Source organism: Thermococcus sp. 4557, from assembly GCF_000221185.1.
In the GTDB taxonomy this organism is placed as follows: domain Archaea; phylum Methanobacteriota_B; class Thermococci; order Thermococcales; family Thermococcaceae; genus Thermococcus.
Genome location: NC_015865.1, coordinates 1520444 through 1545662, shown reverse-complemented (window position 1 = coordinate 1545662; position 25219 = coordinate 1520444). Strand labels below are relative to the sequence as shown.

The window sequence follows — 25219 nt, the reverse complement described above, 5'->3', positions numbered from 1 at the left end:
GTGTTGGTTATGGAGTACAAACCCGTTAGGAAGGTCGTGAGCGGTAACTACGCGGCCGCTTACGCCGTTAAGCACGCGCGCGTTGAGGTCGTCGCGGCTTACCCGATCACCCCTCAGACCAGCATCATTGAGAAGATAGCCGAGTTCATAGCCAACGGAGAGATTGACAACATCCAGTACGTCCCCGTCGAGAGCGAGCACTCCGCCATGGCGGCCAGCATAGGCGCCTCCGCAACCGGCGCAAGGGCGTTCACGGCAACCTCCGCCCAGGGTCTGGCACTCATGCACGAGATGCTCCACTGGGCCGCCGGCGCGAGGCTCCCGATAGTCATGGTCGACGTCAACCGTGCCATGGCCCCGCCGTGGAGCGTCTGGGATGACCAGACCGACAGCCTCTCCCAGAGAGACACCGGCTGGATGCAGTTCTACGCCGAGAACAACCAGGAGGTTTACGACGGCGTTCTGATGGCCTTCAAGATAGCCGAGACCGTCAACCTCCCGGCCATGGTCATCGAGAGCGCCTTCATACTGAGCCACACCTACGACGTCGTCGAGATGATTCCCCAGGAGCTCGTTGATGAGTTCCTCCCGCCAAGGAAGCCGCTCTACACCCTCACCGACTTCGACAACCCGATATCAGTGGGTGCCCTCGGAACCCCGAACGACTACTACGAGTTCCGCTACAAGCTCGCCAAGGCCATGGAAGACGCCAAGAAGGTCATCCACGAGGTCGGCAAGGAGTTCGGCGAGCGCTTTGGAAGGGACTACAGCCAGATGATCGAGCTCTACAGGACAGAGGATGCCGACTTCGTCTTCATGGGTATGGGCTCGCTCATGGGAACCGTCAAGCAGGCCGTCGATGTTCTCCGCGAGGAGGGCTACAAGGTCGGCGCGGCCAAGGTGCGCTGGTTCAGGCCGTTCCCGAGCGAGGAGCTCTACGAGCTCGCCAAGGACGTCCAGGCCATAGCGGTCCTCGACAGGAACTTCTCCTTCGGCCAGGAGGGCATACTCTTCAACGAGGCCAAGGGAGTGCTCTACAACACCGACGCAAAGCCGCTCATGAAGAACTACATCGTCGGCCTTGGAGGAAGGGACTTCACCGTAAACGACGTCAGGAAGATCGCCGAGAACATGAAGGCAATCATCGATAAGGGAGAGCTTGATGTAGAGGTGGACTGGTACCACCTTAAGAGGTGAGAAAGATGGAGATTCCCGAGAACGTTAAGAAGAGGTTGAGCATTCCAGCTGATGAGCACTTTTACGCAGGCCACACCGCCTGCCAGGGATGTGGCGCTTCCCTGGGTCTTCGCTACGTGCTCAAGACCTACGGCAAGAAGACCATCTTCACAATCCCCGCGTGCTGTTCGACCATCATAGCCGGTGCGTGGCCGTACTCAACCCTCGACGCCCCGCTCTTCCACACGGCCTTTGAGACCACCGGTGCGGTTATGAGCGGTATCGAGGCGGCCCTCAAGGTCAAGGGCTACAAGGTTAAAGGTGAGGACGGCGTCATGGTCGTCGGCTGGGCCGGCGACGGCGGTACCGCGGACATAGGTCTCCAGGCCCTCAGCGGATTCCTCGAGAGGGGCCACGACGCGCTCTACATCATGTACGACAACGAGGCCTACATGAACACCGGAATCCAGAGGTCCGGTTCGACTCCCTACGGTGCCTGGACCACCAACACCCCTGGCGGAAAGAAGCACTTCCTCGAGAAGAGGCACAAGAAGAAGGTCATCGACATCGTCATCGCCCACGAGATACCCTACGCTGCCACCGCAAGCGTCGCCTATCCGGAGGACTTCATAAGGAAGCTCAAGAAGGCCAGGGACACCCCGGGACCGAGCTTCATACAGCTCTTCAGTCCATGCCCAACGGGCTGGCGCTCACCGACCGACAAGAGCATCGAGCTCGCGAGGCTCGCCGTTCAGACCGCATACTTCCCGCTCTTCGAGTACGAGAACGGAAAGTACAAGATCAACATGCCCTCACCGAAGAAGGAGCCGAAGCCGATAGAGGAGTTCCTCAAGTACCAGGGCAGGTTCAAGTACATGACCAAGGAGGACATTGAGATCCTCCAGCAGTGGGTCAACCACGAGTGGGAGAAGCTCAAGAAGCTCGCCGAGATCTTCGGCTGAGCTTTCCATCTTTACCCCAAGGTTTAAGTTTCCATCTGATAATTCACCCGAGGTGATAAGCATGGCCGAGAGTCCGTTTAAGGCCGACATAGAGAGGGTTCAGAAGGAGTATAGCGAAAAGATGACCCCTGGAGCGATAGCCACCATCCCTGGGAGCAGCGTCATAAACAAGACCGGTTCCTGGCGTGTTTTCATGCCCGAGTTCAACCGGGACAAGTGCGTCCGCTGCTACCTCTGCTACATCTACTGCCCGGAGCCGGCTATCTACCTCGACGAGGAGAACTACCCGGTCTTCGACTACGACTACTGTAAGGGCTGTGGAGTTTGCGCGAACGAGTGCCCGACCGACGCTATCATAATGGTTAGGGAGAGCAAGTGAGGTGGTGAAAGATGCCGATAAGAAAGGTTATGAAGGCCAACGAGGCTGCCGCCTGGGCGGCCAAGCTCGCCAAGCCGAAGGTCATAGCGGCGTTCCCGATTACCCCGTCAACGCTCGTTCCGGAGAAGATCAGTGAGTTCGTCGCCGACGGAGAGCTCGACGCCGAGTTCATCAAGGTCGAGAGCGAGCACTCGGCGATTTCAGCCTGTGTCGGTGCATCAGCGGCTGGAGTCAGAACCTTCACCGCGACCGCTTCCCAGGGTCTGGCACTCATGCACGAGATACTCTTCATAGCCGCAGGCATGAGGCTTCCGATAGTCATCGCCGTCGGAAACCGCTCCCTGAGCGCTCCGATCAACATCTGGAACGACTGGCAGGACACCATCAGCGAGCGCGACACCGGCTGGCTTCAGTTCTACGCCGAGAACAACCAGGAGGCCCTTGACCTCATACTCATCGCATACAAGGTCGCCGAGAACGAGAAGGTCCTTCTTCCGGCGATGGTTGGATTCGACGCCTTCATCCTGACCCACACCGTTGAGCCGGTCGAGATACCGGACCAGGAGCTCGTCGACGAGTTCCTCGGCGAGTACGAGCCGAAGTACGCCTACCTCGACCCGGCCAGGCCGATAACCCAGGGCACCCTCGCCTTCCCGGCCCACTACATGGAGGCCAGGTACACCGTCTGGGAGGCCAACGAGAACGCCAGGAAGGTCATAGACGAGGCGTTCGCGGAGTTCGAGAAGAAGTTCGGCAGGAAGTACCAGAAGATAGAGGAGTACAGGACCGAGGACGCCGAGATAATCTTTGTCACCATGGGTTCACTCGCCGGAACCGTTAAGGAGTACGTCGACCACCTCCGCGAGCAGGGCATCAAGGTCGGCGCGGCCAAGATGACCGTTTACAGACCGTTCCCGATCGAGGAGGTTCGCGCGCTCGCCAAGAAGGCGAAGGTTCTCGCGCTCCTCGAGAAGAATGTCACCTTCAGCGTCGGTGGAGCCCTCTTCCAGGACTTCAGCAGGGCGCTCATCAACGAGAGCGAGAAGCCGAAGATCGTTGACTTCATCCTCGGCCTTGGAGGAAGGGACGTCACCTTCAAGGACCTCGACGAGGCCCTCGCGATTGCCCAGAAGGCCCTCAACGGAGAGGCCGTTGATGAGGTCAACTGGATCGGCCTGAGGAAGGAGATTCTGTGAGGTGATGAAGATGGCCGTTAGAAAACCCCCGATTACCACTCGCGAGTACTGGGCACCCGGTCACGCCGCCTGTGCCGGCTGTGGCTGTGCCACCGCTCTCAGGCTTGCAACCAAGGCCTTCAGCGAGGCCATGGAGGAGAAGTACGGCGACCCGAACGCCTTTGCCATAGCCCAGGCCACCGGATGTATGGAGGTCGTTTCAGCCGTCTTCCCGTACACCGCTTGGAAGGCCCCGTGGGTCCACGTCGCCTTCGAGAACGCCGCTGCTGCAGCCAGCGGTGTCGAGGCCGCCTGGAAGAAGCTCGGCAGGAAGGGCAAGATACTCGCCATAGGCGGTGACGGCGGTACAGCTGACATCGGTATGCAGGCCCTCAGCGGTATGCTCGAGCGCTGGCACAACGTCGTTTACCTCATGTACGACAACGAGGCCTACATGAACACCGGAATCCAGAGGTCAAGCTCCACCCCCTACGGTGCCTGGACCACCACCAGCCCGCCGGGCAAGTACTCCATCGGTGAGGACAAGCCCAAGAAGTGGGTCGCCCTCATCGCCGCCGCCCACCAGGTTCCCTATGTCGCGACCGCCAGCATAGGCAACCCGTTCGACTTCGTCAAGAAGATGAAGAAGGCCGCCAAGGTGGACGGCCCGGCCTTCGTCCAGGTCCAGTGTACCTGCCCGACCGGATGGAAGAGCCCGCTCGAGAAGGGTGTCGAGATAGCCAGGCTCGCCATCGAGACCGGTGTCTGGCCGCTCTTCGAGATCGAGAACGGCGACATCTGGAACATCAAGATACAGGCTCCGGGAGGAGGCGCCAAGGTCAAGCGCGAGGGCGGCAGGGTTGTTGCCATCGAGTTCAAGAAGCCCATCGAGGAGTACCTCAAGCTCCAGGGCAGGTTCAAGCACCTCTTCAAGCAGCCCGAGGCTATAGACGTCATGCGCGAGCAGATCAAGGCCATGTGGAGGACCATCGGCGTCGAGGTCACCCTCCCGAAGCCGGAGGAGTGAGCTCCTCCCCTTTTGTTTCCCCATTTTGATGCAGTTAAAAGAGATGCAACGTCAGCCGGCGGTTCTTTTAGTGAGGTATCCTCAAAGCAGCCCGTTCCGAGGTGCGAGGCGTGATCGCGGCGGTTCTGGCTGGGGGCAGGAGCAGGCGCTTCGGGGGCGACAAGCTCCTGGTCAGAATCGACGGGAAGCCCCTCATCCTCCACACGATTGAGAGGCTTGAGCTGGCGAGGGGAATAGATGGGATAGTCGTAATTCCATCCAGGGAGAACGCCGACAGGATTCGAGCGCTCGGCTACGACGTCCTCGTCGATACACTCATGATCGGCCCGATAGGCGGCATCTACACCGCGCTGGGCCTCGGCGATGCCTTCGTGGTGGCCGGGGACATGCCTCTCATCGTCCCCGAGTTCGTTGATTTCATCGTCTCTAAATTCAGGAAGAGTGGAAAAATCGCCTGCGTGCCGCGCTGGAGCAACGGCTACCTCGAACCGCTCCATGCGGCGTATTCTCAGGAGTTCCTCCCGCTTCTCTGGGAAAAGATTGAGGCGGGAAACTACGCTATAAACAGGGCCGTGCGGGAAAGCGACGCCTGTTACGTGGACATCGAGGAACTGCCGGAGGAATGGCGGGAGAGCTTCTTCAACGTGAACACCCGCGGGGACGTTGGAAAGCTGAAGGGGAGAAACGTTTAGACCCCGGTGTCCTGCCTCTTGCCGGAAACCCGGCTATTCAACCTTTTGTTCATAACACTAATATCAAAAAAGTGTTAAAAATCGTGCCACTCAACCCAAAATTGGTGATACAATGCTTGAGCTCAACAGGTTGGTGGCGGAGGGAAACGCTGATGCGATACTGGAACACGCGAGAGAGTTCCACGGCCACGTTTGCCCCTACCTCGCGCTGGGAATAAGAGCGTCGCTGATAGCGATGGAGGAGCTCGGGGTTGGGAGGCTCGACTACTCGGGCAGCGTCGATGAGTCCATACTCGCGATAGTCGAGATCAACAGCTGCTTCACAGACGGCGTTCAAGTAGCCACGGGCTGCACCCTCGGCAACAATTCGCTGGTGTACATCGACCTTGGAAAAACCGCCCTGACACTCGTAAAGCGCTCCACATGGGAGGGCGTCAGGGTTTACGCAGACGGAGAAAAGCTGAGGAGGTACTACCCACCCGGGGCCCTCGAGCTGTTCAACAAAGTCGTCAGGGAGCGGAGGGGAACCGAGGATGAGAGAAAGCGCCTGTGGGAGCTGTGGGAGAGGGCGGCGAGAACCATGCTCCACCTCCCCAAGGAAGAATTCAAAATCGAGGGCGTAAAGATTCCTCCCATAGAACAGGCGCCAATAGTTGAGAGCGTCCGCTGCTCGAAGTGCGGCGAGCTGTTAATGGAGTCGAAGGCGGTTTACATAAACGGCGAACCCTTCTGCCTCCGCTGCGCCGGCGAGGCGTACCTGGGGGTCATCGGTAAGGGCATAGTGGAGATCAACCAAACCGCTCCAAGGGGGTGCTGACATGGGGAAAGCTATGAAACGGCTGCTCGCGGTTTTCCTCATACTGCTGACCGTCTCTCTGAGCGGGTGCATTGGAAATACCGCCGAGAAAAGCGGATCAGAAACCGCGACTGGAACCATAACCGTCACCGATGCGCTGGGAAGGACAGTAGAGGTTCCGGCCCACGTTGAAAGGGTCGTTGCGGCGGGGCCGGGTGCGCTCAGGCTGGTCGTCTACCTCAACGCAAGCGACATGGTCGTTGGGGTGGAGGACTTCGAAAAGCGCTACAGTTTCGGGAGGCCGTACATCATCGCCCATCCGGAGCTTAAAGAGCTTCCCAGTATAGGTCCTGGCGGCCCCGGAAAGCTGCCGGATTTCGAGGCCCTGATAAAGCTCGAACCGGACGTGATGTTCATCACCTATGTCGATGTCAAGACCGCGGACGAGGTAGAGGAGAAGACGGGAATACCTGTCGTCGTGCTCAGCTACGGGGAGCTGGCAACTTTCGATAACGAGGAGCTGTTCAAATCGCTCGAGCTGGCGGGCAAGATTCTCAACAGGGAGGAGCGCGCCGGGGAGGTCATAGCCTTCCTCAAATCCGCGCAGGAGGACCTCCTGAAGCGCACGGAAGGCGTCGAGCCGAAGAGCGCATACGTGGGTGGCATCGGCTACAAGGGCGCCCACGGGATAGAGAGTACGGAGGCAGGGTATCCGCCGTTTGCGGCGGTTCATGCAAAGAACGTCGCCAATGAGCTGGGGAGCGGCCACAAATCCATCGACGTGGAGAAGCTCCTCGAATGGCAGCCAGAGTACATCTTCATAGACGAAGGCGGCCTAAAACTCGTCCTCGACGACTATAAAAAGAACCCCGACTTCTACAACTCCCTCAGCGCCGTGAAGGAGGGCAACGTTTACGGCATACTGCCGTACAACTTCTACACCACCAACATAGGCACGGCCCTGGCGGATGCCTACTTCATAGGAAAAGTCCTCTATCCCGAGCGCTTTAAAGACGTAGACCCGGCCGAGAAGGCGGACGAGATATACCGGTTCCTCCTCGGAAAGCCAGTTTACGCCGTCATGGCGGACCAGTTCGGAGGTTTCGGGAGGGTAGACCTCTCCAACGGAACCGTGAAGCACTCACTACCGACGTCGCCGTGATCACCATGGACTACGAGAGGTACACCGCCAAAAAGCTCTCCATTGGTCTTTTCCTCTTTCTCCTCACCGTCTTGGTTAGCCTGTACTCCCTCTCCCACGGCTCGTATGAACTCACGCCCCGCGAGGTTCTGGAGGCGCTCCTCGGGGGAGGGAGCGAGGGCGCTGGTCTCGTCGTCTGGAAAGTCAGGCTCCCCCGCATAGCCGCGGGCCTCCTCGTGGGGGCCACCCTGGCGGTGGCCGGCGCCGTCATGCAGGGCTTCCTCAGGAACCCGCTGGCCACGCCCTTCACGATGGGGGTTTCCCACGGTGCGATGTTCGGGGCCTCCCTCGCGATACTCCTCGGAGCCGGCTACGCCGAGAGCTCCGGCAGGATATCCCTCGACAACCCCTACGTGGTCGTACTCTTCGCCTTCGTGGGGGCCATAAGCGCCACGGCGGTGATACTGCTCCTCGCGAAGCTTAGGGGACTGAGCCCTGAGGCAATAATCCTAGCGGGCGTCGCCATGAGCTCCCTGTTCGTGGCCCTGACAACCCTCGCCCAGTACTTCGCCGACGAGCTACAGCTCGCCGCCATGGTTTACTGGAGCTTTGGGGACCTCGGCAGGGCCACATGGAGGGAAGACGCCATAATGGCGGCCCTCTTCATCCCGGTCCTCGGGTACTTCATCGTCAAGCGCTGGGACCTGAACGCCGCAGCCATGGGCGACGAGGTGGCGAAGAGCGTTGGCGTTGATGTTGAGCGGGTGAGGCTGATCTCCACGTTCCTCGCGGCCCTGATAACCGCAGTCAGTGTTGCCTTCGTCGGAGTCATCGGCTTCGTCGGCCTGATAGCCCCCCATGCGGTGAGGCTGGTGGCGGGCGGGGACCACCGCTTCCTGATTCCCCTATCGGCGCTGGCGGGGGCGCTCCTCCTTGTAACTGCTGACACCATCGCGAGGCTCATCCTGTCGCCGATGATACTCCCGGTTGGCATAGTGACGTCCTTCCTCGGCGCGCCGACGTTCATCTACCTGCTGGTGAGGATGGAGGGAAGGAGATGAAGCCGTCATCCGAAAAGATCGTCCTGAGCGCCAGAAACCTGCGGTTCTCGTACAACGGTTCCGAGGTGCTCAGGGGAATCAACCTGGACATTAAGGAGGGCGAGTTCGTGGCGGTGCTCGGGCCCAACGGTGCCGGCAAGAGCACCCTCGTGAAGTGCCTGGCGGGGATACTTAACTGCGGGGGAGTGGAAGCCTTTGGACGGCCCCTCCGCGAGTACTCGAGGGACGAGCTCGCGCGCATCATCGCCTACGTCCCGCAGAGAACAGAGCCCGGGTTCATGACGGTCTTCGACACGGTGCTCCTTGGGAGAAGGCCCCACATGGGGCTGAGACCATCAAAGAGGGACATAGAAGCCGTTAGAACGGCCCTGAGGACGCTCGGGATAGAGAGCCTGGCCGCCAAAACCACGAACAGACTGAGCGGCGGCGAGCTTCAGAAGGTGGGGATAGCCCGGGCCCTCGCCCAGGAGCCCAGAATACTCATCATGGACGAGCCAACGAACAACCTGGACATAAGAAGCCAGCTTGAGGTTATGAGACTCGCCAGGAAGTTCTCCAGGGAGGGTGGAACCGCGATAGTTGTGATGCACGACGTCAATCTGGCGCTGCGCTTCGCGAAGAGGTTCATCTTCATGAAGGGGGGTATGGTTGTGGCGGACGGGGGTCTTGAGGTTCTCGACGGTGGGCTCTTCAGAGAGGTTTACGGCGTGGACGTTGAGATTGGAGAGATACGGGGCATACCCGCCGTCGTCCCCCTCTAGAGTACCCAAACCTGGGTAATACTGTCAAAGTTTTGGACAAAACTTTTAAGCTCCTTAGGGCAACCTAAGCCGGAGGTGGATGAGATGACGATCAAGGCTCCCACACTCAACATAGGTGGACTGGGCGCTGACCCGCTCACCCAGAGGATAAACGAGAAGCAGGAGAAGTGGACGTACAAGATAGCCGTCCTGAGCGGCAAGGGCGGCGTTGGAAAGAGTACCGTCGCGGTCAACATCGCCGCCGCCCTGGCAAAGAAGGGCTACTTCGTTGGAATACTCGACGCGGACATACACGGACCGAACGTCGCCAAGATGCTCGGCGTTGACAGGGCAGAGGTTCTGGCCGAGAAGATGGAGGACGGCAGGTTCGAGATGATACCACCGATGAACGACTTCCTCGGCCAGACGACCCCGATAAAGGTTATGAGCATGGGCTTCCTCGTTCCGGACGACCAGCCGATAATCTGGCGCGGGGCCCTCGTGACCAAGGCCATCAAGCAGCTCCTCGGCGACGTCAACTGGGGTTCCCTCGACTTCATGATAATCGACTTCCCGCCCGGAACCGGCGACGAGATACTGACCGTCACCCAGACCCTCAAGCTCGACGCCGCGGTTATCGTCACCACCCCGCAGGAGGTCGCTTTGCTCGACACGGGCAAGGCGGTCAACATGATGAAGAAGATGGAAGTGCCCTACGTTGCGGTCGTTGAGAACATGAGCTACCTCATCTGCCCGCACTGCGGCGGCGAGATAGACATCTTCGGCAAGGGCGGCGGAAAGAAGCTCGCCGAGAAGGAGGGCGTTGACTTCCTCGGCGGCATACCCATAGACCTCAAGGCCAGGGAGGCAAGCGACGCCGGCATACCCATAGTCCTCTACGAGGACACTGTTGCCGCCAAGGCCTTCATGGAGATAGTGGACAAGCTCGTCGAGAAGCTCGAAGAGATGAGGGGCGGGAAGGAAGCCCCGAACGAATCCAAGGAGGAGTAATCCCCCTGTTATCCCCTCCTTCTTTATTGGGTTTCCCTGCATTAACTTTTTAACCACCTCCGGGTATCTCATCGGGAGGGAGAGCATGAAGAGGGTTCCCGTTCTAATCGCGCTCATCCTCCTGCTGGCGGTTCCATTCGTTTCTGCCGGCGAGCTGGCATATTATCCAAACCCCGAGGCGTTCCAGGCGTTTCTGAGCTCAAATTCCACATACACCGTCGTCCCGGGCAACGAGACATGGGCGAGGGGATGGGCGTACTACGTGGACGAAAAGCTCTACACAGTCAAGCGTCACGGAAACGACACCCTGGTTCTCGTCGGCAACGTTTACAACAACGGGCTCATGGCCTCCGTCTGGAACCGGACGGGACTCCCCGAGAACGCCTCCCTTCTCCCCTCCATCGTCGTCCTCAACGGCACCGTTCTCATAACGGGTTCGGAGAACAGTATATACCTCACCGAGAGGGCATTTGAGGGGCTGTGGAACCCTCCCCGCGGCTCCGTGGCCACATTTCTGACACTGGTGCTCACCATAATCACCGTGTTCCTCGTCCTCCTCAGCAGCGACGACAGCCACGCAGGAAGGTTCTACGCCCTGGCGGCTTCCCTCTTCATCCTCTGGTACCTCACGGCGGAAAGGCCGGGACTCACCGACGGGTTTCTGGCATACCTCTCGTCCGCCTTAAAATTCGCGGTCGGCGGCTCCCCCGACTCCCCCCTGAGCGCCATTATGGGGGCGGTCTTCAGAACGGTGCCCCCCATCGAGGAGAACATAATCTTCGTCCACTGGCTCCTCGTACTCCTGATAATGTCCTTCGCGTTCTACCTGGCGCCGAGGAGGTCCCGCGAGCTGGGCTTTCTGGTCTTCGGGCTGACCTTCGTCGCCCCGATGTTCAGGGAGAGCTTCAGTGAGGTAAGCGGCGGTGCCCTGGGCCTCGCGGGTTTCATGATAGCCCTCGCGATAGTGAGCAACGTGACGTTCTCGCCCGAGAGGTGGAAGGCGCTCCTCCAGACGGGCGTGCTGTCCCTGTTCACCCTCCTGGCAGTGGCGATAAACCCCTACCTCGCCCTGATGCCGCTGATATTCGTGATAGCCTTCCCCAAGAGGCACCTCAGAAACTACGCGTACCTCCTCATAACGGGAATCGGCGTCTTCCTGCTCTATGAGGCCTTTGGACTGCCGTCGGGAATACCATCGAACATGGACCCCAACGCGCCCGCACACCTCAGGGACTTCCTGCTGAACGGCTCCCTCACCCTCGCAACTGCCGTTTATGCAATAGCCGAAAGAGAAAAGAGCATAAGAATGAAGGGACAGACCGCATTTCTGCTCCTGATGACCCTGGTCTACATCCCCGTGGCGCTCTTCGTGCCGGCCATGTTCCCCTACTGCTTCGTCCTGCTGGCGGCCCTCGCGGTCCGCCTGATCCACGGACTCACTCCTCGAACTTGATGGCGCCAATGAGGGTTCCCTTCAGGTGTGGCCCTATCTCCTTGATTATGCCCGGCGCCTGGGTGCCCTTCTTGAGTATGAGGAGCGTCTCCATGAGGCCCAGCTCCTCTATGCGCTTCACGTCCCTGCCGTGGCCGGTCTGGATGAGGGCCTTCTCAACGTTCTCGCTAACCGTCCCGGTTATGAAGAGCTTGTCGTGGCCGTCCTCGAGCCAGCGCTTGATGCGCTTCAGCTGGGAGTCGCTGAAGGCCAGCTCAACCTCCCGGGCACCGAACTCCACATCCCTGACGGTCACCTCGACGGGGAGGTTGTCCACCCAGCCGAAGTCCCTTATCATCTCCCGAACCGGAATCTCACCGAAGGTCTCCTTCAGGTAGTAGAGGGGCAGGAGGGCGTCCTTCGGCCTCGGGCTGAAGATTCCAATGTCAACGTAGGCCCCGTAACCAACCTTCCCCAGGTCTATGAAGCGGCCGCGGTAGGTCTCTCCCTCCGTAACCGCGCTCAGCCTGTACGGAACCTCGCCGAACTCATCGCGCACCAGGTTCGCGCTTATCTCCTCGTCCTCTCCGGTAATGGAGACCTTCACCCAGTTCTTCTTGACGGCGGAGAGCTTCCACTCAACTTCCAGATCGCCCAGAAGGGCCTTCAGCCTCCTGTCGAGTTTAAGAAAACCGCTCCTGTCACCGTAAACTTTCTCCAGAATAACCACTTCTTCCATCCTCACCATCCCCGAAGTTCATTAAAGGAAAGCCATTCAGTTGGACTTCTTTCTAGGCTTCTTCCTGAGGCCGAGTTCTATCTCGAGCTCCTCGATGCGTCTCTTGAGCTCCTCCACGACCTCGGTGTTGTCGTACTGCATGAGCATGGCCCCGCATATCGGGCACTGGAACTCGTACTCCATGGCCTCGTCGAAGGTAAGCTTTGGATGACCCGGCGTGCCGCAGTGGTAGTATATCTCGCTGGTCTCCTCCTCCAGCATCTCCCTGAGCTTCTTGAGCTCCGCCATCTTCTTGGAGCGGATTATCTCGGGGAGGCGCTTGGTCTCGAGGCGCCAGTAGTAGTAATACCAGCCGGTCTCCTTGTCGCGGATGCGCTTGAACTCAGCCAGCCCCTGGTCGTAGAGCATGTAGAGAACTTTTCTCACGGTATTAACGCGTATCTCCGTCATCTCCGCGAGTTCCTCGTCCGTGGCTTCCTTCTTCTTCTCTAGGGCTTTGATTACCTCAACGGCCTCCTCGCCGCCCATGTCCATTGCAAGTTCGAGGAGCTCCTTGTTCTTCCGCCTTGCCACAGTAACGACCTCCAGAGAATATTCGATCCCCTGACTTCACGCCCACAGAGCTGTCCAATATTAAACTATGTGGGCTGGACTATATATAGGTTTTTGTCATATTTCCAACCACAATGAACAGAAAAGAACATCAGATGAGGGGTCACTCGGTGAAGTACTCGTTGAGGAGCTCCTTCGCCGAGGGCTTGTAGAGCTCTATAACCTCTATGTGTTCTATGACGTTTCCCTCGCGGAGCTGAAGCCTGACCTTCCCGCCGTAAACCTGAAGGTCATCAAGCATGCCGTATATGGCATCCTCCGCCTCCAGGGGAGTCTTGAACTTCATTATGTACTCCTCTCCCTCAGAGAGAATGAGCTTGACCCAGTACTCGTTCTTCCTCTTGAACGGGCGGGTGATCTTGGGCTTGAAGTTGTCGATTATGATTTCCAAGCGCGCCACCTCCACTCTAAGGACTTTTGGCCCCTCTAAGACTTTTAGGGCACGGATTTTTAAGGGTTTCTTAACAGGAAGCTTAAAAGGAGTACATCGACAGGTATTTAAACGTTATGAAACGGCCCCGCCCATGGGAGGAAAAAGAGCCCGCTCAGTCCCTGCCGAAGGGCAGGCTGAGACCCACCTCGCGGGCAACGGCTATGACCTCTGCAAGGGACATCACCGCGCTTCTGGCCCCAACCTTCTGGACGGTGAGGTACGCCAGGAGCATCCCGAGCCTCGCGGCGTCGTCCAGCCCCCATCCGTTGAGGACTCCGTAGATAACGCCCGCGTCAAACGAGTCACCCGCGCCGGTGGAATCAACGACCTCCGCGCTGAGCCCTCGGATTTCGTGAACGTTTCCGGAGGCGTCCCTGACCAGCGCCCCTCCCCCGTTCAGGGTGACCACGAGGTTTTTGGCCCCGGAAAGGGAAAGGTCGAGGGAACCGAACTTCCTCCGGTACTCGTCCTCGTTCATCATCAGGTAATCGACCTTCTCCTCGATTTCCCTCGACAGCGGGGCCTCCCCTATGTCCAGGGAAACGGTTATCCCCCCCTCGTTCGCGAACTCCACCACCCTCTCTATCGTCTCCATCGGGTTCGACGAGAGGTGAACGTGCCGCGCCCTGGAGAGGTAGTCAAAATCGACCTCCTTGAGGAGGTTCGCACCGGGGTACTTCACTATCCTCTTGTCCTCCCCGCGTATCATAGCTATGGCCACACCCGATGGGACATCGACGACCCTTATCCCGCCCGTATCAACGCCTATCCTCCTGAAGTACGAGAGGTGCGCCTCACCTATCTCGTCTCTCCCGACGGCGCCTACGTAACCGGTTCTCAGGCCGAAGTGCGCGAGCCAGCTTATGGTATTCGCGGCGGCGCCGCCGAGGCCGAAGAAAGCTTCCTCCGCGTTGATCTTCTCGTGGAATTCCGGAAAACGCTCGATGAGCATTATGATGTCGTAGTTAAGGTTGCCGATTCCCACCACATCGAACTCCGCCATCCTCTCACCCCTGCGGTGGAAGCTACGGGGCATCCGTTAATAACCTTGCGCCGAGGGGGAAAGATTTAAATATCCATTCCTACTCATATATGGGTAAGAGGTGAACAAAAATGATGCTCATACTCGAGGCCTACTTCAAGAACTACCCCGCCAGGAGAAAGGTGGCCGAGTTCCTGTTCGAGAACGGCCTCAGCGTAAAGAACGGTAAGATATACCTCCGGAACGTCGAGGTTCCAATAAGCGAGCTCGCCAGGATAATCGGGGTCAACAGGAAGATAGTCTACCACACCATCGAATACATAGAGAAGACCTACCCCCTCAAGCTGATATTCGAGAAGCTCAACCCGCTGCCGAGCCTCATCGACGTTGCCCCGCTGATGGGATGGGAAGTCCTCGAGATAGAGCTGGACAAGGAGAAGTACCTCCAGGGGTTCTCCCAGGTGCTCGGGCTCCTCCACCAGAACGGGGTTCCGGTCATGGAGGTCTTCAGCAGGAACCTGCGCGAGGAGCCGACGAAGCTCTACATAGTCATCGACGGAACGCTCCCAGTCGAGGTCTTCGTGAGGATCAAGGAGATGGAGGGCTTCAAGAAACTCATACTCCACACGCCCGAGAAGGATAAGGAGAAGTACGTCTGCAACTACTGCGAGGTCAAGTACTGCCCCAAGAGGGTCCTGATGGAGCGCCTCGCCTCTACCCAGTGACCCTGAACCCCTCAAGCCCCTCCGGTTCTTCCCATTTTACCTCCACACGGGTTACCCTCGCGAGGGCCGGCCCCTGGTGCGCCCATCCTATCAGGGCCTCGACCCTCTCCTCCTCTCCCTCCACAACGGCCTCAACGGTGCCGTCGGGCAGGTTCCTCACCCACCCGCTGACGCCGAGCTTCCTCGCCTCCCGCTGCATGCTCCAGCGGAAACCAACCCCCTGAACGCGCCCGTGGATTCTAAGGTGCGCCCTCACCCGTTCCATACCACATCCCGTCCCTACTACTCCCGCAACCGATTTAAGCTTATCCATCGAAGTCCGAATGGTGAGAGTATGGAGGCAATCTTCGTTTACACAACGTTCCCGGACTGGGAGAGCGCCAAGAGAATAGTCAGGGAGCTCCTGGAAAGAAAGCTCATAGTCTGTGCCAACCTCAGGGAACATCAGGCCATGTACTGGTGGGATGAGAAGATAGAGGAAGGCACCGAGGTCGGGGCACTCTTGAAAACCGAGGTGGGCAAGTGGAAGGAGCTCAGGGAGACCATAAAGGAGCTTCACCCCCATGAGATACCGATGATAGCCAGGATAGACCTCGACAAGCTCAATCGCGAGTATTCTGAATGGATGGCCCGGGTGCTGTTCGGATGATACGGAAGGTCAAGCCCCAGATACGTGCTGTTGGATTTGACGACGGGACGTTCTCCTTCTCTTCAAAACTCCAGCGGGAGAAAACGATTCTGATAGGCGTCGTCATGAAGGGCTCCCAGGAGGTCGTCGGCGTTCTCTCGCGCTGGATAACCATCGACGGAAACGACGCCACGGAGGCCATGATAGACGCTGTCAACACCTCCAGATTCAAAGATCTGCGCGTGATAATGCTGAAAGGAATAACCTACGCCGGCTTCAACGTCGTTGACCTGGAGAGGCTCCACCATGAGACCGGCCTCCCAGTCATCGTAGTCGTGAGGAAAATGCCTGACCTGAGGGCAATGGAGGTCGCGCTCAGGAAGCACTTCCTCGATGCGGAGGAGAGGCTCAGGCTTCTTAAAAAGGCGCCCCCGCTGGTTGAGATGATACCAGAAAAGCTCTACTTCCAGGCCACGGGTGTGAACGAGAAGACCGCGGTCGAGATAATCCGGGCCACCACGAGAACCGGCCTAACCCCCGAACCCCTCCGGCTGGCGCACATGATAGCCTCCGCGGTGATGACGGGCGAGAGCAAGAGGGAGTAGGTTTATAAGGCGAAAATTGGAGAAAAGAACGACCGATGATGGCAACAGGGTAGCTACCGAATCCTGATGTGGAAGCCGTTCCAGACTGAGGTCAATCGCACGGAACCAGCAGCACAGGAACTTTTGAGTCCCTTATGACCCGCTCCGCAGTGCTGCCGATGAGCAGGTCCTTGATGAAGCTCCTTCCCTTCTTGCCGATGACTATGAGGGTGGAGTTCTTGGCGAGCGACGTCCCTATTATCGCCTGGCTCGCCGAGCCCACCATCACCTCGGCCTCGAACCTCGCCCTCAGTCCCCTCACGGACTTCTCGAGGTTCTTCTTCGCCAGCTCTATGTTGTGCTCCAGCTCATCCATGCCCCCGTAGTCAACCGAGTGCAGAAGGAGCCCGCTCTCCACCAGCTCCTCAAACTTCCGGACGGTCTTGAGGACCTTTATAGAGCAGTTTGAGAAGTCCAAAGTCACCAGCGGGCGTCTGAAGACCTCGGAACAGTCTCCTGACAGCTCAAATTTACCGTCCCTGTTGATGTACTTGAGGAGCAGGACCGGGCGCTTCGTGGCCCTCGCAAGGTTCGAGGCGGTGCTTCCTACGAACATCGTCCTCCATATGTTCTCCCCCATGCTGGGGATGACCACCAGATCCACTCCTTTCTCCTCGGCGGCCTCGGCTATCTCCATCGAGGGGATTCCTATCCTCACGATCGCCTCAACCTTCACACCGTCCGCTCTGAGCCCCTCAGCCAGCCCCTCCAGCCTCTCGCGATACACGTCCTCGAGTTCAAAGGCCTCGAACTCGGCTATGGTGATATCGACGACGTGGATGAGGTAGAGCTCCCTAACACCCATGGGGATGAGCTTGGGGATGCAGGTGCGCAGGGCGTGTATGGACACGTCCGAAAAGTCGGTCGGGTACAACACCTTCTCAAACATCTCGAACACCTCAGTATTAATTTGTACGTCGATGTTTATTATCGTTGCCCATGTATTGGAAAGGGTTATAACGCCCCGATTGAAGTTTGAACGGTGATAGCTATGGTCAAGAGGGTCCACATTTTCGACTGGCATAAGGAGCACGCCAAGAAGGTTGAGGAGTTCGCGGGCTGGGAGATGCCAATCTGGTACTCCAGCATAAAGGAGGAGCACCTGGCTGTTAGAAACGGCGTCGCAATCTTCGACGTCTCCCACATGGGCGAGTTCATCTTCCGCGGTAAGGACGCCCTCGAGTTCCTCCAGTACGTGACCACCAACGACATAAGCAAGCCCCCCGCCATAAGCGGAACCTACACCCTCGTCCTCAACGAGAGGGGAGCTGTTAAGGACGAGACGCTGGTCTTCAACATGGGGAACGACACCTACATGATGGTCTGCGATTCAGATGCCTTCGAGAAGCTCGAGGCCTGGTTCAACGCGATAAAGCGCGGAATCGAGAAGTTCGGTGAGCTCGACCTCGAAATTGAAAACAAGACCTACGATATGGTCATGTTCTCAATCCAGGGTCCAAAGGCCAGGGACCTTGCCAAGGACCTCTTCGGCATCGACATCAACGAGCTCTGGTGGTTCCAGGCCAAGGAGGTTGAACTCGACGGAATCAAGATGCTCCTCTCGAGGAGCGGCTACACCGGCGAGAACGGCTGGGAGGTCTACTTTGAGGACGCCAACCCGTACCACCCGGACGAGAGCAAGCGCGGAGAGCCGGAGAAGGCCCTCCACGTCTGGGAGAGAATCCTCGAGGCCGGCGAGAAGTACGGCATAAAGCCGGCCGGACTCGGAGCGAGGGACACCCTCAGGCTTGAGGCGGGCTACACGCTCTACGGCAACGAGACCAAGGAGCTCCAGCTCCTCAGCACCGACATCGACGAGGTTACCCCGCTCCAGGCCAACCTCGACTTCGCCATCTTCTGGGACAAGGAGTTCATCGGCAAGGAGGCACTCCTCAAGCAGAGGGAGCGCGGTCTCGGCAGGAAGATGGTGCACTTCAAGATGGTCGACAAGGGCATCCCGAGGGAGGGCTACAAGGTCTACGCGGACGGTGAGCTCATAGGAGAGGTCACCAGCGGAACCAGCTCCCCGCTCCTCGGAATCGGCATCGGAATAGCCTTCGTTAAGGAGGAGTATGCCAAGCCAGGCGTCGAGCTGGAGATAGAGATAAGGGGCAAGCCCAAGAAGGCCGTGACCGTTGCTCCGCCCTTCTACGACCCCAAGAAGTACGGAGCCTTCAGGGAGGAGTGATCCTTCCTCTTCTTTTCTCCAAAAACCTTTTAGGTAATGGGGGCGTTACCCGGTAACGGGGGCAGAACCAAATTTTATTCGGAGAGCCAAAATCGCTGAATTTATATTCCCAAAAAATGAGTTGGAGTCATGCCCCGCAAGCACGCTATCGGTGCAGTTCTCCTGTGGTCAACCGTCGCGAGTGCCTTCAAGCTCTCGCTCCGCTACATGAGCCCTCTTCAGCTTCTGTTCTACGCCTCCCTAACCTCGCTCGTCCTCTTCGGAATCCTCTACGCCCAGGAGTTCAGCCCCAGAAGGGAAAACCTCCGCTCGGCATACCTCGGCCTAATAAATCCGCTCCTCTACTACACAGTGCTCTTCTCGGCCTACGACCGCTTACCCGCCCAGGAGGCTCAGGCGCTCAACTACACCTGGCCTCTGATGCTCGTTCTCCTCTCGATTCCCCTCCTCGGAAAGAGACCCAGTGCGAGAACTGTGCTCGGCCTGTTCCTCGGATTCCTCGGGGCCATTGTCGTTGCCACGAAAGGCGACGTTGCGGGTTTGAACTTCACAGATCCCCTAGGAGTGGCCCTCGGCCTTGGAAGCGCGGTCATCTGGGCGAGCTACTGGCTGCTGAACCTCCGGGATGGGAGGCCCCTCGTCGAAAAGATGTTCTGGAACTTCCTCTTCGGCTTCGCCTACGTTTCAATCGCCGTCGTCGCCACCGGTAACTTCGCAGTTCCTCCCGTGGAAGGCCTGGCAGGGGCAATCTACGTCGGCCTCTTCGAGATGGGGGTTACTTTCCTCCTCTGGTACAGGGCGGTTGAGGGGGACATGGCGTTTGCATCAAACCTGGCCTACCTGGTGCCTTTCCTGAGCCTGTTCTTTATCTCGGCCATTGTAGGGGAGGGCATCGCAACGGCGACCGTCCTGGGGCTGGCGATGATAGTAGGGGGCATAATCCTCGGAAGGGAACAATAAAGCTTTTAAATGGGGAACGGCTTAATTATAGCGGGCCAGCGCGGTGGTAGTCTAGCCTGGTCCAGGACACCGGCCTCCCAAGCCGGTAACCCGGGTTCGAATCCCGGCCACCGCACCACCTTCTTCTCACGGACGTTATTACACCTTCCTGCCCACAATCAACCGCACTATTCCACGGTAGTGGCTCTCCTCGTGCTCGATTTCGAAGTACTTTCTGGCCAAAAGGTGCGTCTCCCTCAGCGTGTTGTCATCCAGCAAAAGGCCGAGGAGAACGTCGAGGGGCTTCAGGAAAAGCCAGTTCAAAAGCCGGCAGTCGCTCCTCGTGTGCTCCAGAAGGACCAGCATTCCACCGGGCTTGAGGACGCGGTGAATTTCCTCCATCGCCCTCTCCGGGTTGGGAACGGTGCAGAAGACGAAGGCCGAGACCACGGTGTCGAAGCTCCCGTCCGGAAACTCCAGGTCCTCTGCGTCCATGACGTAAAAGCGGACGTTTAGACCCAGTTCATCGGCCCTCCTTCTGGCTATCTCGACCATCTCTGGGACCGCATCAACGGCGTGCAGCTCAACGCTGGGCGGGTAGTAGGGGAGCATCTTCCCGACGCCCACACCGACCTCGAGGACTTTTCCCCGGACGAACTCTGCGGCCTTTTCCCTGAGCGGACAGAAAAACCTGTCCAGCGGCTTTTCCAGGTCGTTGTAGCGCTCTCCAAGCCTCGCGTACTTCTCCCTGAAGCCCATACTCCAAGGTTGGCCTTTTCCGTTAAAACTCTAACTGGGCAGTTCCGGGAAGTCGGCAGGCTTTTAAGGTCTCAGTCCAAAGCCGACCCGGTGATGCTCATGCCGTACCTGCTCATAGAACACCTGGAGGAACTGCGCGACTGGGTTCTGCTCGAGTACAGGCACGCGAGCGAGTGGTGGGGAGAAAAGCTGATATTCACCAACGTGGAGCCGCACGAGAGGGAAGAGCTGGCGAAGCTGGGGAGCGTTTTGGCCCAGAGCGTTACGGAGTTCCCCTTCGACCGCTCAAAGCTGATAATCCTCGACCCCTTCGCGGAAGAGGAGCTGAAGCCCGAGGACATCGAGGAGGACAGCATAATAGTCGTCGGCGGAATCCTCGGCGACTTCGAGTTCACAGGGAAGACCAAGAAGTTCATAACCGAGAAGATCGAAGGGGCGAAGGCCAGGCACATAGGGAGCGTGCAGTTCTCCATAGACGGCTCGGCGATAGTGGCGAAGCTCATCGCGGAGGGGAAGAGGCTTGACGAGATTGAGTACGAGCTGAACCCCACGATAAAGCTGGACGAGTTCAGCGAGATAACCCTCCACTACGCCGTGCCGAAGCTGGATGGGAGGCTTCTCCTCACACCAGGACTGATAGAACTCCAGAAGAGGGAACTCGGCTACACGGAAGCCGACGACGAGATAAGCGACGAGGAGCTTGAGGCGTTTTTCGAGGGGAAGGGGGAGATTTAGAGTCACTCCCACTTTAACATTTTGAGTTAATTGACGGTTTAATCCAGGACTTTTTGGAAATCAGACGCGTTGTTACTTAATTCTGGATTTATTATTATATAACATGTATTGGCTGTTTTTAAATTCGCTGAACCAAGTGTATTAAGCACAATTTCAAAACGTAAGACTTATAAGACCTGACATGTTATTATTAATGCCTCCTGAGGGGTGCTACCATGAAGCATAGGATATTACTTGGAGTCCTCCTAGTTGGGGGGTTGTTTGTAGGTCTTGTGAACGCGGCAGGTAGCGTTTCCACCCAAAGCTGCTGGACGCCCTGGGACCACAACAGCGACGTTAGAGAGTGGAGTCAGGACGAGTGGGTCTGGGCCGGCATACACGGACAGGTCTTAGTCTGCAACGGAAAATTCCAGAAGGTTCTCACTGACACAGTCTGGGGCACTACTGAGGGTAAAGGAGTTAAGATACTAGACAAGGGCATTATAACGGATCCACATGGTATGTATGCCTATTCCTACGTTTATTACAGGAGATACAATGGGGAGAAAGGACGTGCTAAGGCCCTGATACCCAACTACTTTAGGTGACCCAGCATAAACTGGGGGGGACAAACAGTGAACTACAGACACATTTTCATATCCTTCCTTTTTTTACTTCTTTTAACCCCTCCCATATACTCTCTCCCGTACTGGTTCAAGGAGGGAACCTACGTTAGATACGCTCTTCTGATGCCGAAGAATAACGACGAACATGAATGGAACGCGTTTCAAGTATGGCCAGGACTTCTCCCGAAAGATGCTTATAAGAACATATCCACCGTGGAGAAAATCGATAATGGCTCCTTCATAACCCTGGTGGTGAAGGGGAACGTCTTCTTAACCTTTGAAATCGTTGATATTTCCGACGATACTGCCTCAATCAGGGTCACTTTAGATATGAGCAAAGTGCTGGTCAACTTTCACAAACCCCTCAACAGGTTAATCCTCTCGAGAACAATACACCTCAACCTGACGGACATGATGTACTATCAAAACGGCAGGGCTCTGGGAATGCCCGCTTTCTTCATGGATCCCGCCAAATTACCAGACAAAGGAGCCCTGCTCGTTCGTTTGAGTATCCTCAGAGAGTCCAATTTCAGGACTTCCGACTTAAGGGTAAATAACGTCTCGTTCACCTGGATGGACAAAAAGATTCTTCACACTTACTATGGAGATTTTAATCCGCCATATATCCTTGTTGAGAGCAACGAGGTACCTCTGATATGGTCGCGAGAGGGAGGTGGGATATGGGTCTCAGTTGCTTCAAGTAGGGTTTATGATTCAGATACGGGAGTCATGCTTACGGCTCCACTGATGGGGCTTTCTCCCGAGTTGCTTACAATTGGAATTATAAACGGAGACAGCTACGACTACCTTGCCGGCAGAAGAATGAAGGAACTTTTCGATGAGGGCAAAGCTGATAGGGAGTGGTGGGAACCTGGCTTCAATCTCTACGATACTAACATCAAATTCCCTGAAACGTCGTCATCAAAAACTCCGATCACAGGAATGAAGTACTTCTTTGCAGCTTCACTTGCACTCCTGGTCATCACTGCAGTTCTCAACTGGAGGTGGAAGAGGGAATGAGAAAAACCGTCGCCCTTATCCTGGCACTCCTGACAGTCTCAGCAACCACACACCCCGTTCACTCGCTCCCGTACTGGCTCAAAGAAGGAACCCACATCAAATACGTCACAAAAATGCCGGAACACCCAGGTAAGCACGAAGTTAACGTATTCCCAGTATGGCCACTACTTCTCCCGAAGGATGCATACGCTAAGATAAAAGAGGCCTACGAGGGAACTTCGGGCCTGGTTAAAATGGATAACAACTCCATAGTGCCCCTGTTAGTGCGGGGAGATTCGTACCTGACTTTTGAAATCCTCAACGTTACCAACGAAACGGCTCTCGTGAGGGTTACGCTTGAAATGAACAACGTGAGCGTGAGCCCCGAGGAAACCCTTCCCCGTCTGGTTCTTTCGAAAGTTCTCCACCTCAATCTGAGCGATATGACCTACTATGAAGAAGATGGAACCCCCATAGGTCCCCCAACCTTCTTCATAGACCCCACCAACCCTCCAAGAAAAGGGGAACAAATTCTTTCCAGAGCATTCATGAAAAAATATCGCCTGCTGGGAGATGATATCGTCCTAACTAACGTCTCGTTCACGTGGATGGAGGACAAAATCCTCCACACTCACTATAGGGACTTTCTGCCGCCTTACCTCTACGTTGAGGGCAGAAGCAAGTACCTAGTCTACGACCTGAGCACAGGGGGCAGAGTGGAAACCATAACCCAACTGGTCTACGATATCGATACTGGAATTTTAATAACGACGCTGTTCTGCGATGTAACCCCGGAACTCATCAGCCTCGGAGTCATTGACTCATCTCCCCTGGATCGGGTAAACTCCCGGAAACTTGAGAGACTCCTCAAGGAAGGAAAGGACGACAGGGAGTGGTGGGCACAGGGGTTCAACCTCTACGACACCAACATCAAGCTCCCAGACTATGGAAGCGGACATTCACCTTCGACGCCGGTTAAGTACTTCTTCGTCCTCTCGCTCGTTGTTCTCGCTATGACAGCTTTGTGGACGGAAAGGAGGTGGAAGCGGTGAGGTGGAAGCTCATTTTTCTGGCGTTTTTGATGGCCGGTCTGCTCGTTCCCCCCGCGTATTCGACCGGGGAAAACACGATGGAGAGGCCCGGCTATCTGTTCGTTGAGGCACCTGGAAACGTGGCCGAGATAGGAGAGGTAGGCTCTTACGCCACTCCCATTGGCCTGGTGCTCAAGCCGGGGAACTACACAGTCAGGATAACCGGAAACGTCACGGTGGTTGCCCGGGTTTCGGTGGTGGCCGAGACGGCTACAATAATTCGCGTGAACCTCGAGGAGATTAAAGAGGCAGTTTCAGGGGAGGGAATCGCGTCGGTAAGGGCAATCTTCAACGAGAGCGCCAATTACAGCCGGGAAAAGCTCAACCCGCCCTTTAATCCGTTTGCATTTCCAGGGGGATGTGGAAGCAACTCCGGGTATCTCAACGTATCGAATCCCTACCCAATGGGTCTCGCAGTGCGGGGAAGGGACGAGGTGTACATAACCCTCAATGGAACCTTCATGCACATTGGAGACGATGACGGGAAACCCTGTATTTTCTACGTCGAAGTGTACCCAGGGGGAAGCGAACGACAGGAGAGCGTCAGGAACGCCACTTACCTCGTCCCCTGGGCGCGGCTGGAGATAACCTCTGTTCCCGAGGGTCTAACGTTCTACATCAACGGGGGCCACAATAGGTACGTCTTCTATACTCCTATGGGCCTCTACGTCCCCGCAATCCCCCACGACGTCTACAACGCCACCGCCGCCGGTTACTACGGAAAGATACGGATTCCGGTAATTCACAGGCTCGATACCCATGTCGTTGGGATAGCGGAGAATCACTATCTCGTAGAAAGCGTCGTGAAGGTTGCCCCCCACGAGATGCATCACATCAACGTGGACATGGAAAAGGTGAAGTCCGCGCTGACTGTGGAGAGGGAGGATGTGAGAGCGGTTCCCCTTGAAGTAGATTCAGAGCCGGGCAACGCTTCCATAGTGGTTACCGACGGGGTTCTGAGAGCCTTCGCCACCACGCCGGCGACGCTGTTCCTTCCGCCCGGGAACTACACGGTCATAGCCTCAAGGGGCAACCTTTCGGCCAGAGAATCCGTGGTTCTGGCGGAGAGCGCGAGTGTCTTCCTGAAGCTCTCCCCGGCCAGCGCGACCCTCCACGTCGTGACGTATCCGGCCAACGCGACGGTGCTCATCAACGGCGAGAAGGTCAATGCCAAAAACCTCACCCTCAGTCCCGGACGCTACAACATCACGGCAAAGGCTCCCGGCTACCTAACGAAGAGCCTGGAGGTAATCCTGGCCCCTAACGAGTCAAAGACCGTCGAGATAAGCCTGGAGAAGAAGCTCGCAACTGAGGACTCGAAAATCGTCATCTCACCTCCCTCGAGCGGAGCGGACGACGTAAAATCTGGGGAGATGAGCGAGACCAACGAGAAAGACACCCCCGACGACACCCAGACGCTCCCTGCACCTTCTGTAGGTGATGTTCCCGGCTCACCAGGAAGGGACAACGGCTCCCTGTGGGTCAAGCTGGCTATCCTGGCCGGGGTTGTCGCGGCCGTTTACCTGGCCCTGAGACTGGGGAGGTGAG

At 57.2% G+C, this 25219-nt stretch carries 29 protein-coding genes and 1 tRNA gene; 23 read left to right on the top strand and 7 right to left on the bottom strand.

Annotated features, from left to right (window positions below):
• Positions 1 to 9: 9 nt before the first annotated feature.
• From porA (GQS_RS08120) to GQS_RS08065, 12 genes are all read left to right on the top strand, one after another.
• Entirely contained in the window at positions 10 to 1197 is a 1188-nt protein-coding gene (gene porA, locus GQS_RS08120) for a 2-ketoisovalerate ferredoxin oxidoreductase subunit alpha (protein ID WP_014013204.1), read from the top strand.
• Positions 1198 to 1202: 5 nt separating this feature from the next.
• Positions 1203 to 2138 carry a 3-methyl-2-oxobutanoate dehydrogenase subunit beta gene (locus tag GQS_RS08115; RefSeq protein ID WP_014013203.1) on the top strand — a complete coding sequence of 312 codons (936 nt, stop codon included), beginning with the start codon at positions 1203 to 1205 and terminating at the stop codon, positions 2136 to 2138.
• Between the two features lie 61 nt (positions 2139 to 2199).
• Positions 2200 to 2517, top strand: coding sequence for a pyruvate synthase subunit PorD (gene porD, locus GQS_RS08110; RefSeq protein WP_014013202.1), 318 nt, complete (start codon positions 2200 to 2202; stop codon positions 2515 to 2517).
• Positions 2518 to 2528: 11 nt separating this feature from the next.
• Positions 2529 to 3713: a pyruvate synthase subunit PorA gene (porA, locus tag GQS_RS08105; RefSeq protein ID WP_014013201.1), complete on the top strand. Its 1185-nt coding sequence runs from the start codon at positions 2529 to 2531 to the stop codon at positions 3711 to 3713.
• A 10-nt stretch (positions 3714 to 3723) separates the two neighbouring features.
• A complete protein-coding gene (gene porB, locus GQS_RS08100) occupies positions 3724 to 4719 on the top strand; it encodes a pyruvate synthase subunit PorB (RefSeq protein ID WP_014013200.1) in 996 nt (331 codons plus the stop codon).
• A gap of 110 nt (positions 4720 to 4829) precedes the next feature.
• Complete coding sequence (gene mobA / locus GQS_RS08095) at positions 4830 to 5411, top strand: molybdenum cofactor guanylyltransferase MobA (RefSeq protein ID WP_014013199.1); 582 nt, start codon at positions 4830 to 4832, stop codon at positions 5409 to 5411.
• Between the two features lie 112 nt (positions 5412 to 5523).
• Complete coding sequence (locus GQS_RS08090) at positions 5524 to 6228, top strand: FmdE family protein (protein WP_014013198.1); 705 nt, start codon at positions 5524 to 5526, stop codon at positions 6226 to 6228.
• A gap of 13 nt (positions 6229 to 6241) precedes the next feature.
• Positions 6242 to 7369: an iron ABC transporter substrate-binding protein gene (locus GQS_RS08085; RefSeq protein ID WP_014013197.1), complete on the top strand. Its 1128-nt coding sequence runs from the start codon at positions 6242 to 6244 to the stop codon at positions 7367 to 7369.
• Between the two features lie 5 nt (positions 7370 to 7374).
• The gene (locus tag GQS_RS08080) at positions 7375 to 8409 is read left to right on the top strand and encodes an iron ABC transporter permease (RefSeq protein ID WP_014013196.1); all 1035 of its coding nucleotides are present in this window, start codon (positions 7375 to 7377) and stop codon (positions 8407 to 8409) included.
• Positions 8406 to 9170: an ABC transporter ATP-binding protein gene (locus GQS_RS08075; protein ID WP_014013195.1), complete on the top strand. Its 765-nt coding sequence runs from the start codon at positions 8406 to 8408 to the stop codon at positions 9168 to 9170. The genes GQS_RS08080 and GQS_RS08075 overlap by 4 nt, the downstream gene beginning before the upstream one ends.
• A gap of 84 nt (positions 9171 to 9254) precedes the next feature.
• Complete coding sequence (locus GQS_RS08070) at positions 9255 to 10160, top strand: Mrp/NBP35 family ATP-binding protein (protein WP_014013194.1); 906 nt, start codon at positions 9255 to 9257, stop codon at positions 10158 to 10160.
• An 85-nt stretch (positions 10161 to 10245) separates the two neighbouring features.
• On the top strand, positions 10246 to 11613 hold the full coding sequence (locus GQS_RS08065) for a hypothetical protein (RefSeq protein ID WP_014013193.1): 1368 nt from the start codon (positions 10246 to 10248) through the stop codon (positions 11611 to 11613).
• Here GQS_RS08065 and GQS_RS08060 read toward each other — a convergent pair.
• The 4 genes from GQS_RS08060 to GQS_RS08045 all read right to left on the bottom strand — a co-directional run bounded on the left by GQS_RS08060 (position 11597) and on the right by GQS_RS08045 (position 14379).
• Positions 11597 to 12331 (bottom strand): DUF2110 family protein, encoded by a 735-nt coding sequence (locus tag GQS_RS08060; RefSeq protein ID WP_014013192.1) that lies wholly within the window; start codon positions 12329 to 12331, stop codon positions 11597 to 11599. The two genes, GQS_RS08065 and GQS_RS08060, sit on opposite strands and share 17 nt — an antisense overlap.
• A 36-nt stretch (positions 12332 to 12367) precedes the next feature.
• Complete coding sequence (tfe, locus tag GQS_RS08055; protein WP_014013191.1) at positions 12368 to 12904, bottom strand: transcription factor E; 537 nt, start codon at positions 12902 to 12904, stop codon at positions 12368 to 12370.
• Positions 12905 to 13046: 142 nt separating this feature from the next.
• On the bottom strand, positions 13047 to 13334 hold the full coding sequence (locus GQS_RS08050) for a hypothetical protein (protein ID WP_014013190.1): 288 nt from the start codon (positions 13332 to 13334) through the stop codon (positions 13047 to 13049).
• Positions 13335 to 13488: 154 nt separating this feature from the next.
• Positions 13489 to 14379, bottom strand: coding sequence for an ADP-dependent ribose-1-phosphate kinase (locus tag GQS_RS08045; protein WP_048056554.1), 891 nt, complete (start codon positions 14377 to 14379; stop codon positions 13489 to 13491).
• Between the two features lie 110 nt (positions 14380 to 14489).
• Between GQS_RS08045 and GQS_RS08040 the strand changes: the two genes are divergently transcribed.
• Positions 14490 to 15083, top strand: a complete 594-nt coding sequence (locus tag GQS_RS08040; RefSeq protein ID WP_014013188.1) for a hypothetical protein — start codon at positions 14490 to 14492, stop codon at positions 15081 to 15083.
• Here the strand turns inward: GQS_RS08040 and GQS_RS08035 are convergent.
• Entirely contained in the window at positions 15073 to 15348 is a 276-nt protein-coding gene (locus GQS_RS08035) for an acylphosphatase (RefSeq protein WP_014013187.1), read from the bottom strand. The two genes, GQS_RS08040 and GQS_RS08035, sit on opposite strands and share 11 nt — an antisense overlap.
• A gap of 69 nt (positions 15349 to 15417) precedes the next feature.
• Between GQS_RS08035 and cutA the strand changes: the two genes are divergently transcribed.
• Both cutA and GQS_RS08025 read left to right on the top strand, forming a co-directional pair.
• Positions 15418 to 15732, top strand: a complete 315-nt coding sequence (gene cutA / locus GQS_RS08030; RefSeq protein ID WP_014013186.1) for a divalent-cation tolerance protein CutA — start codon at positions 15418 to 15420, stop codon at positions 15730 to 15732.
• The gene (locus GQS_RS08025) at positions 15729 to 16316 is read left to right on the top strand and encodes a DUF99 family protein (protein ID WP_014013185.1); all 588 of its coding nucleotides are present in this window, start codon (positions 15729 to 15731) and stop codon (positions 16314 to 16316) included. The genes cutA and GQS_RS08025 overlap by 4 nt, the downstream gene beginning before the upstream one ends.
• Positions 16317 to 16407: 91 nt before the next feature.
• Here the strand turns inward: GQS_RS08025 and GQS_RS08020 are convergent, their stop codons facing one another.
• On the bottom strand, positions 16408 to 17244 hold the full coding sequence (locus tag GQS_RS08020; RefSeq protein ID WP_014013184.1) for a universal stress protein: 837 nt from the start codon (positions 17242 to 17244) through the stop codon (positions 16408 to 16410).
• A 102-nt stretch (positions 17245 to 17346) separates the two neighbouring features.
• On the opposite strand from GQS_RS08020, the gene gcvT reads away from it, so the two are divergent.
• From gcvT to GQS_RS08005, 3 genes are all read left to right on the top strand, one after another.
• Entirely contained in the window at positions 17347 to 18543 is a 1197-nt protein-coding gene (gene gcvT / locus GQS_RS08015) for a glycine cleavage system aminomethyltransferase GcvT (RefSeq protein ID WP_014013183.1), read from the top strand.
• A 129-nt stretch (positions 18544 to 18672) separates the two neighbouring features.
• Positions 18673 to 19503 carry a DMT family transporter gene (locus tag GQS_RS08010; protein ID WP_014013182.1) on the top strand — a complete coding sequence of 277 codons (831 nt, stop codon included), beginning with the start codon at positions 18673 to 18675 and terminating at the stop codon, positions 19501 to 19503.
• A gap of 40 nt (positions 19504 to 19543) precedes the next feature.
• Positions 19544 to 19621: transfer RNA gene (locus tag GQS_RS08005), tRNA-Gly, on the top strand.
• A 20-nt stretch (positions 19622 to 19641) separates the two neighbouring features.
• Here GQS_RS08005 and GQS_RS08000 read toward each other — a convergent pair.
• Positions 19642 to 20241, bottom strand: a complete 600-nt coding sequence (locus GQS_RS08000) for a class I SAM-dependent methyltransferase (protein ID WP_014013181.1) — start codon at positions 20239 to 20241, stop codon at positions 19642 to 19644.
• A 99-nt stretch (positions 20242 to 20340) separates the two neighbouring features.
• Between GQS_RS08000 and GQS_RS07995 the strand changes: the two genes are divergently transcribed.
• The 5 genes from GQS_RS07995 to GQS_RS07975 all read left to right on the top strand — a co-directional run bounded on the left by GQS_RS07995 (position 20341) and on the right by GQS_RS07975 (position 25218).
• Positions 20341 to 20976 carry a hypothetical protein gene (locus tag GQS_RS07995; protein ID WP_014013180.1) on the top strand — a complete coding sequence of 212 codons (636 nt, stop codon included), beginning with the start codon at positions 20341 to 20343 and terminating at the stop codon, positions 20974 to 20976.
• Between the two features lie 215 nt (positions 20977 to 21191).
• On the top strand, positions 21192 to 21563 hold the full coding sequence (locus GQS_RS07990) for a hypothetical protein (RefSeq protein WP_014013179.1): 372 nt from the start codon (positions 21192 to 21194) through the stop codon (positions 21561 to 21563).
• Positions 21564 to 21590: 27 nt separating this feature from the next.
• Entirely contained in the window at positions 21591 to 22601 is a 1011-nt protein-coding gene (locus GQS_RS07985; protein WP_014013178.1) for a hypothetical protein, read from the top strand.
• Positions 22598 to 23632, top strand: a complete 1035-nt coding sequence (locus GQS_RS07980; protein ID WP_014013177.1) for a hypothetical protein — start codon at positions 22598 to 22600, stop codon at positions 23630 to 23632. The genes GQS_RS07985 and GQS_RS07980 overlap by 4 nt, the downstream gene beginning before the upstream one ends.
• A complete protein-coding gene (locus tag GQS_RS07975) occupies positions 23629 to 25218 on the top strand; it encodes a PEGA domain-containing protein (RefSeq protein WP_014013176.1) in 1590 nt (529 codons plus the stop codon). The genes GQS_RS07980 and GQS_RS07975 overlap by 4 nt, the downstream gene beginning before the upstream one ends.
• Position 25219 lies beyond the last annotated feature (1 nt).

Bases quoted from the DNA above. Each gene is read 5' to 3' on its own strand.
- GQS_RS08010 (WP_014013182.1), top strand. From the start codon at position 18,673: ATGCCCCGCAAGCACGCTATCGGTGCAGTTCTCCTGTGGTCAACCGTC.
- GQS_RS08090 (WP_014013198.1), top strand. From the start codon at position 5,524: ATGCTTGAGCTCAACAGGTTGGTGGCGGAGGGAAACGCTGATGCGATA.
- cutA (WP_014013186.1), top strand. From the start codon at position 15,418: ATGGAGGCAATCTTCGTTTACACAACGTTCCCGGACTGGGAGAGCGCC.
- porA (WP_014013204.1), top strand. From the start codon at position 10: ATGGAGTACAAACCCGTTAGGAAGGTCGTGAGCGGTAACTACGCGGCC.
- GQS_RS08020 (WP_014013184.1), bottom strand. From the start codon at position 17,244: ATGTTTGAGAAGGTGTTGTACCCGACCGACTTTTCGGACGTGTCCATA.
- GQS_RS08075 (WP_014013195.1), top strand. From the start codon at position 8,406: ATGAAGCCGTCATCCGAAAAGATCGTCCTGAGCGCCAGAAACCTGCGG.
- porA (WP_014013201.1), top strand. From the start codon at position 2,529: ATGCCGATAAGAAAGGTTATGAAGGCCAACGAGGCTGCCGCCTGGGCG.
- GQS_RS07995 (WP_014013180.1), top strand. From the start codon at position 20,341: ATGCCGTACCTGCTCATAGAACACCTGGAGGAACTGCGCGACTGGGTT.
- porD (WP_014013202.1), top strand. From the start codon at position 2,200: ATGGCCGAGAGTCCGTTTAAGGCCGACATAGAGAGGGTTCAGAAGGAG.
- GQS_RS08080 (WP_014013196.1), top strand. From the start codon at position 7,375: ATGGACTACGAGAGGTACACCGCCAAAAAGCTCTCCATTGGTCTTTTC.
- GQS_RS08060 (WP_014013192.1), bottom strand. From the start codon at position 12,331: ATGGAAGAAGTGGTTATTCTGGAGAAAGTTTACGGTGACAGGAGCGGT.
- GQS_RS08045 (WP_048056554.1), bottom strand. From the start codon at position 14,379: ATGGCGGAGTTCGATGTGGTGGGAATCGGCAACCTTAACTACGACATC.
- gcvT (WP_014013183.1), top strand. From the start codon at position 17,347: ATGGTCAAGAGGGTCCACATTTTCGACTGGCATAAGGAGCACGCCAAG.
- GQS_RS08065 (WP_014013193.1), top strand. From the start codon at position 10,246: ATGAAGAGGGTTCCCGTTCTAATCGCGCTCATCCTCCTGCTGGCGGTT.
- GQS_RS07980 (WP_014013177.1), top strand. From the start codon at position 22,598: ATGAGAAAAACCGTCGCCCTTATCCTGGCACTCCTGACAGTCTCAGCA.
- GQS_RS08000 (WP_014013181.1), bottom strand. From the start codon at position 20,241: ATGGGCTTCAGGGAGAAGTACGCGAGGCTTGGAGAGCGCTACAACGAC.
- GQS_RS08070 (WP_014013194.1), top strand. From the start codon at position 9,255: ATGACGATCAAGGCTCCCACACTCAACATAGGTGGACTGGGCGCTGAC.
- porB (WP_014013200.1), top strand. From the start codon at position 3,724: ATGGCCGTTAGAAAACCCCCGATTACCACTCGCGAGTACTGGGCACCC.
- GQS_RS08025 (WP_014013185.1), top strand. From the start codon at position 15,729: ATGATACGGAAGGTCAAGCCCCAGATACGTGCTGTTGGATTTGACGAC.
- GQS_RS07990 (WP_014013179.1), top strand. From the start codon at position 21,192: ATGAAGCATAGGATATTACTTGGAGTCCTCCTAGTTGGGGGGTTGTTT.
- GQS_RS08115 (WP_014013203.1), top strand. From the start codon at position 1,203: ATGGAGATTCCCGAGAACGTTAAGAAGAGGTTGAGCATTCCAGCTGAT.
- GQS_RS08035 (WP_014013187.1), bottom strand. From the start codon at position 15,348: ATGGAACGGGTGAGGGCGCACCTTAGAATCCACGGGCGCGTTCAGGGG.
- GQS_RS08040 (WP_014013188.1), top strand. From the start codon at position 14,490: ATGATGCTCATACTCGAGGCCTACTTCAAGAACTACCCCGCCAGGAGA.
- GQS_RS08085 (WP_014013197.1), top strand. From the start codon at position 6,242: ATGAAACGGCTGCTCGCGGTTTTCCTCATACTGCTGACCGTCTCTCTG.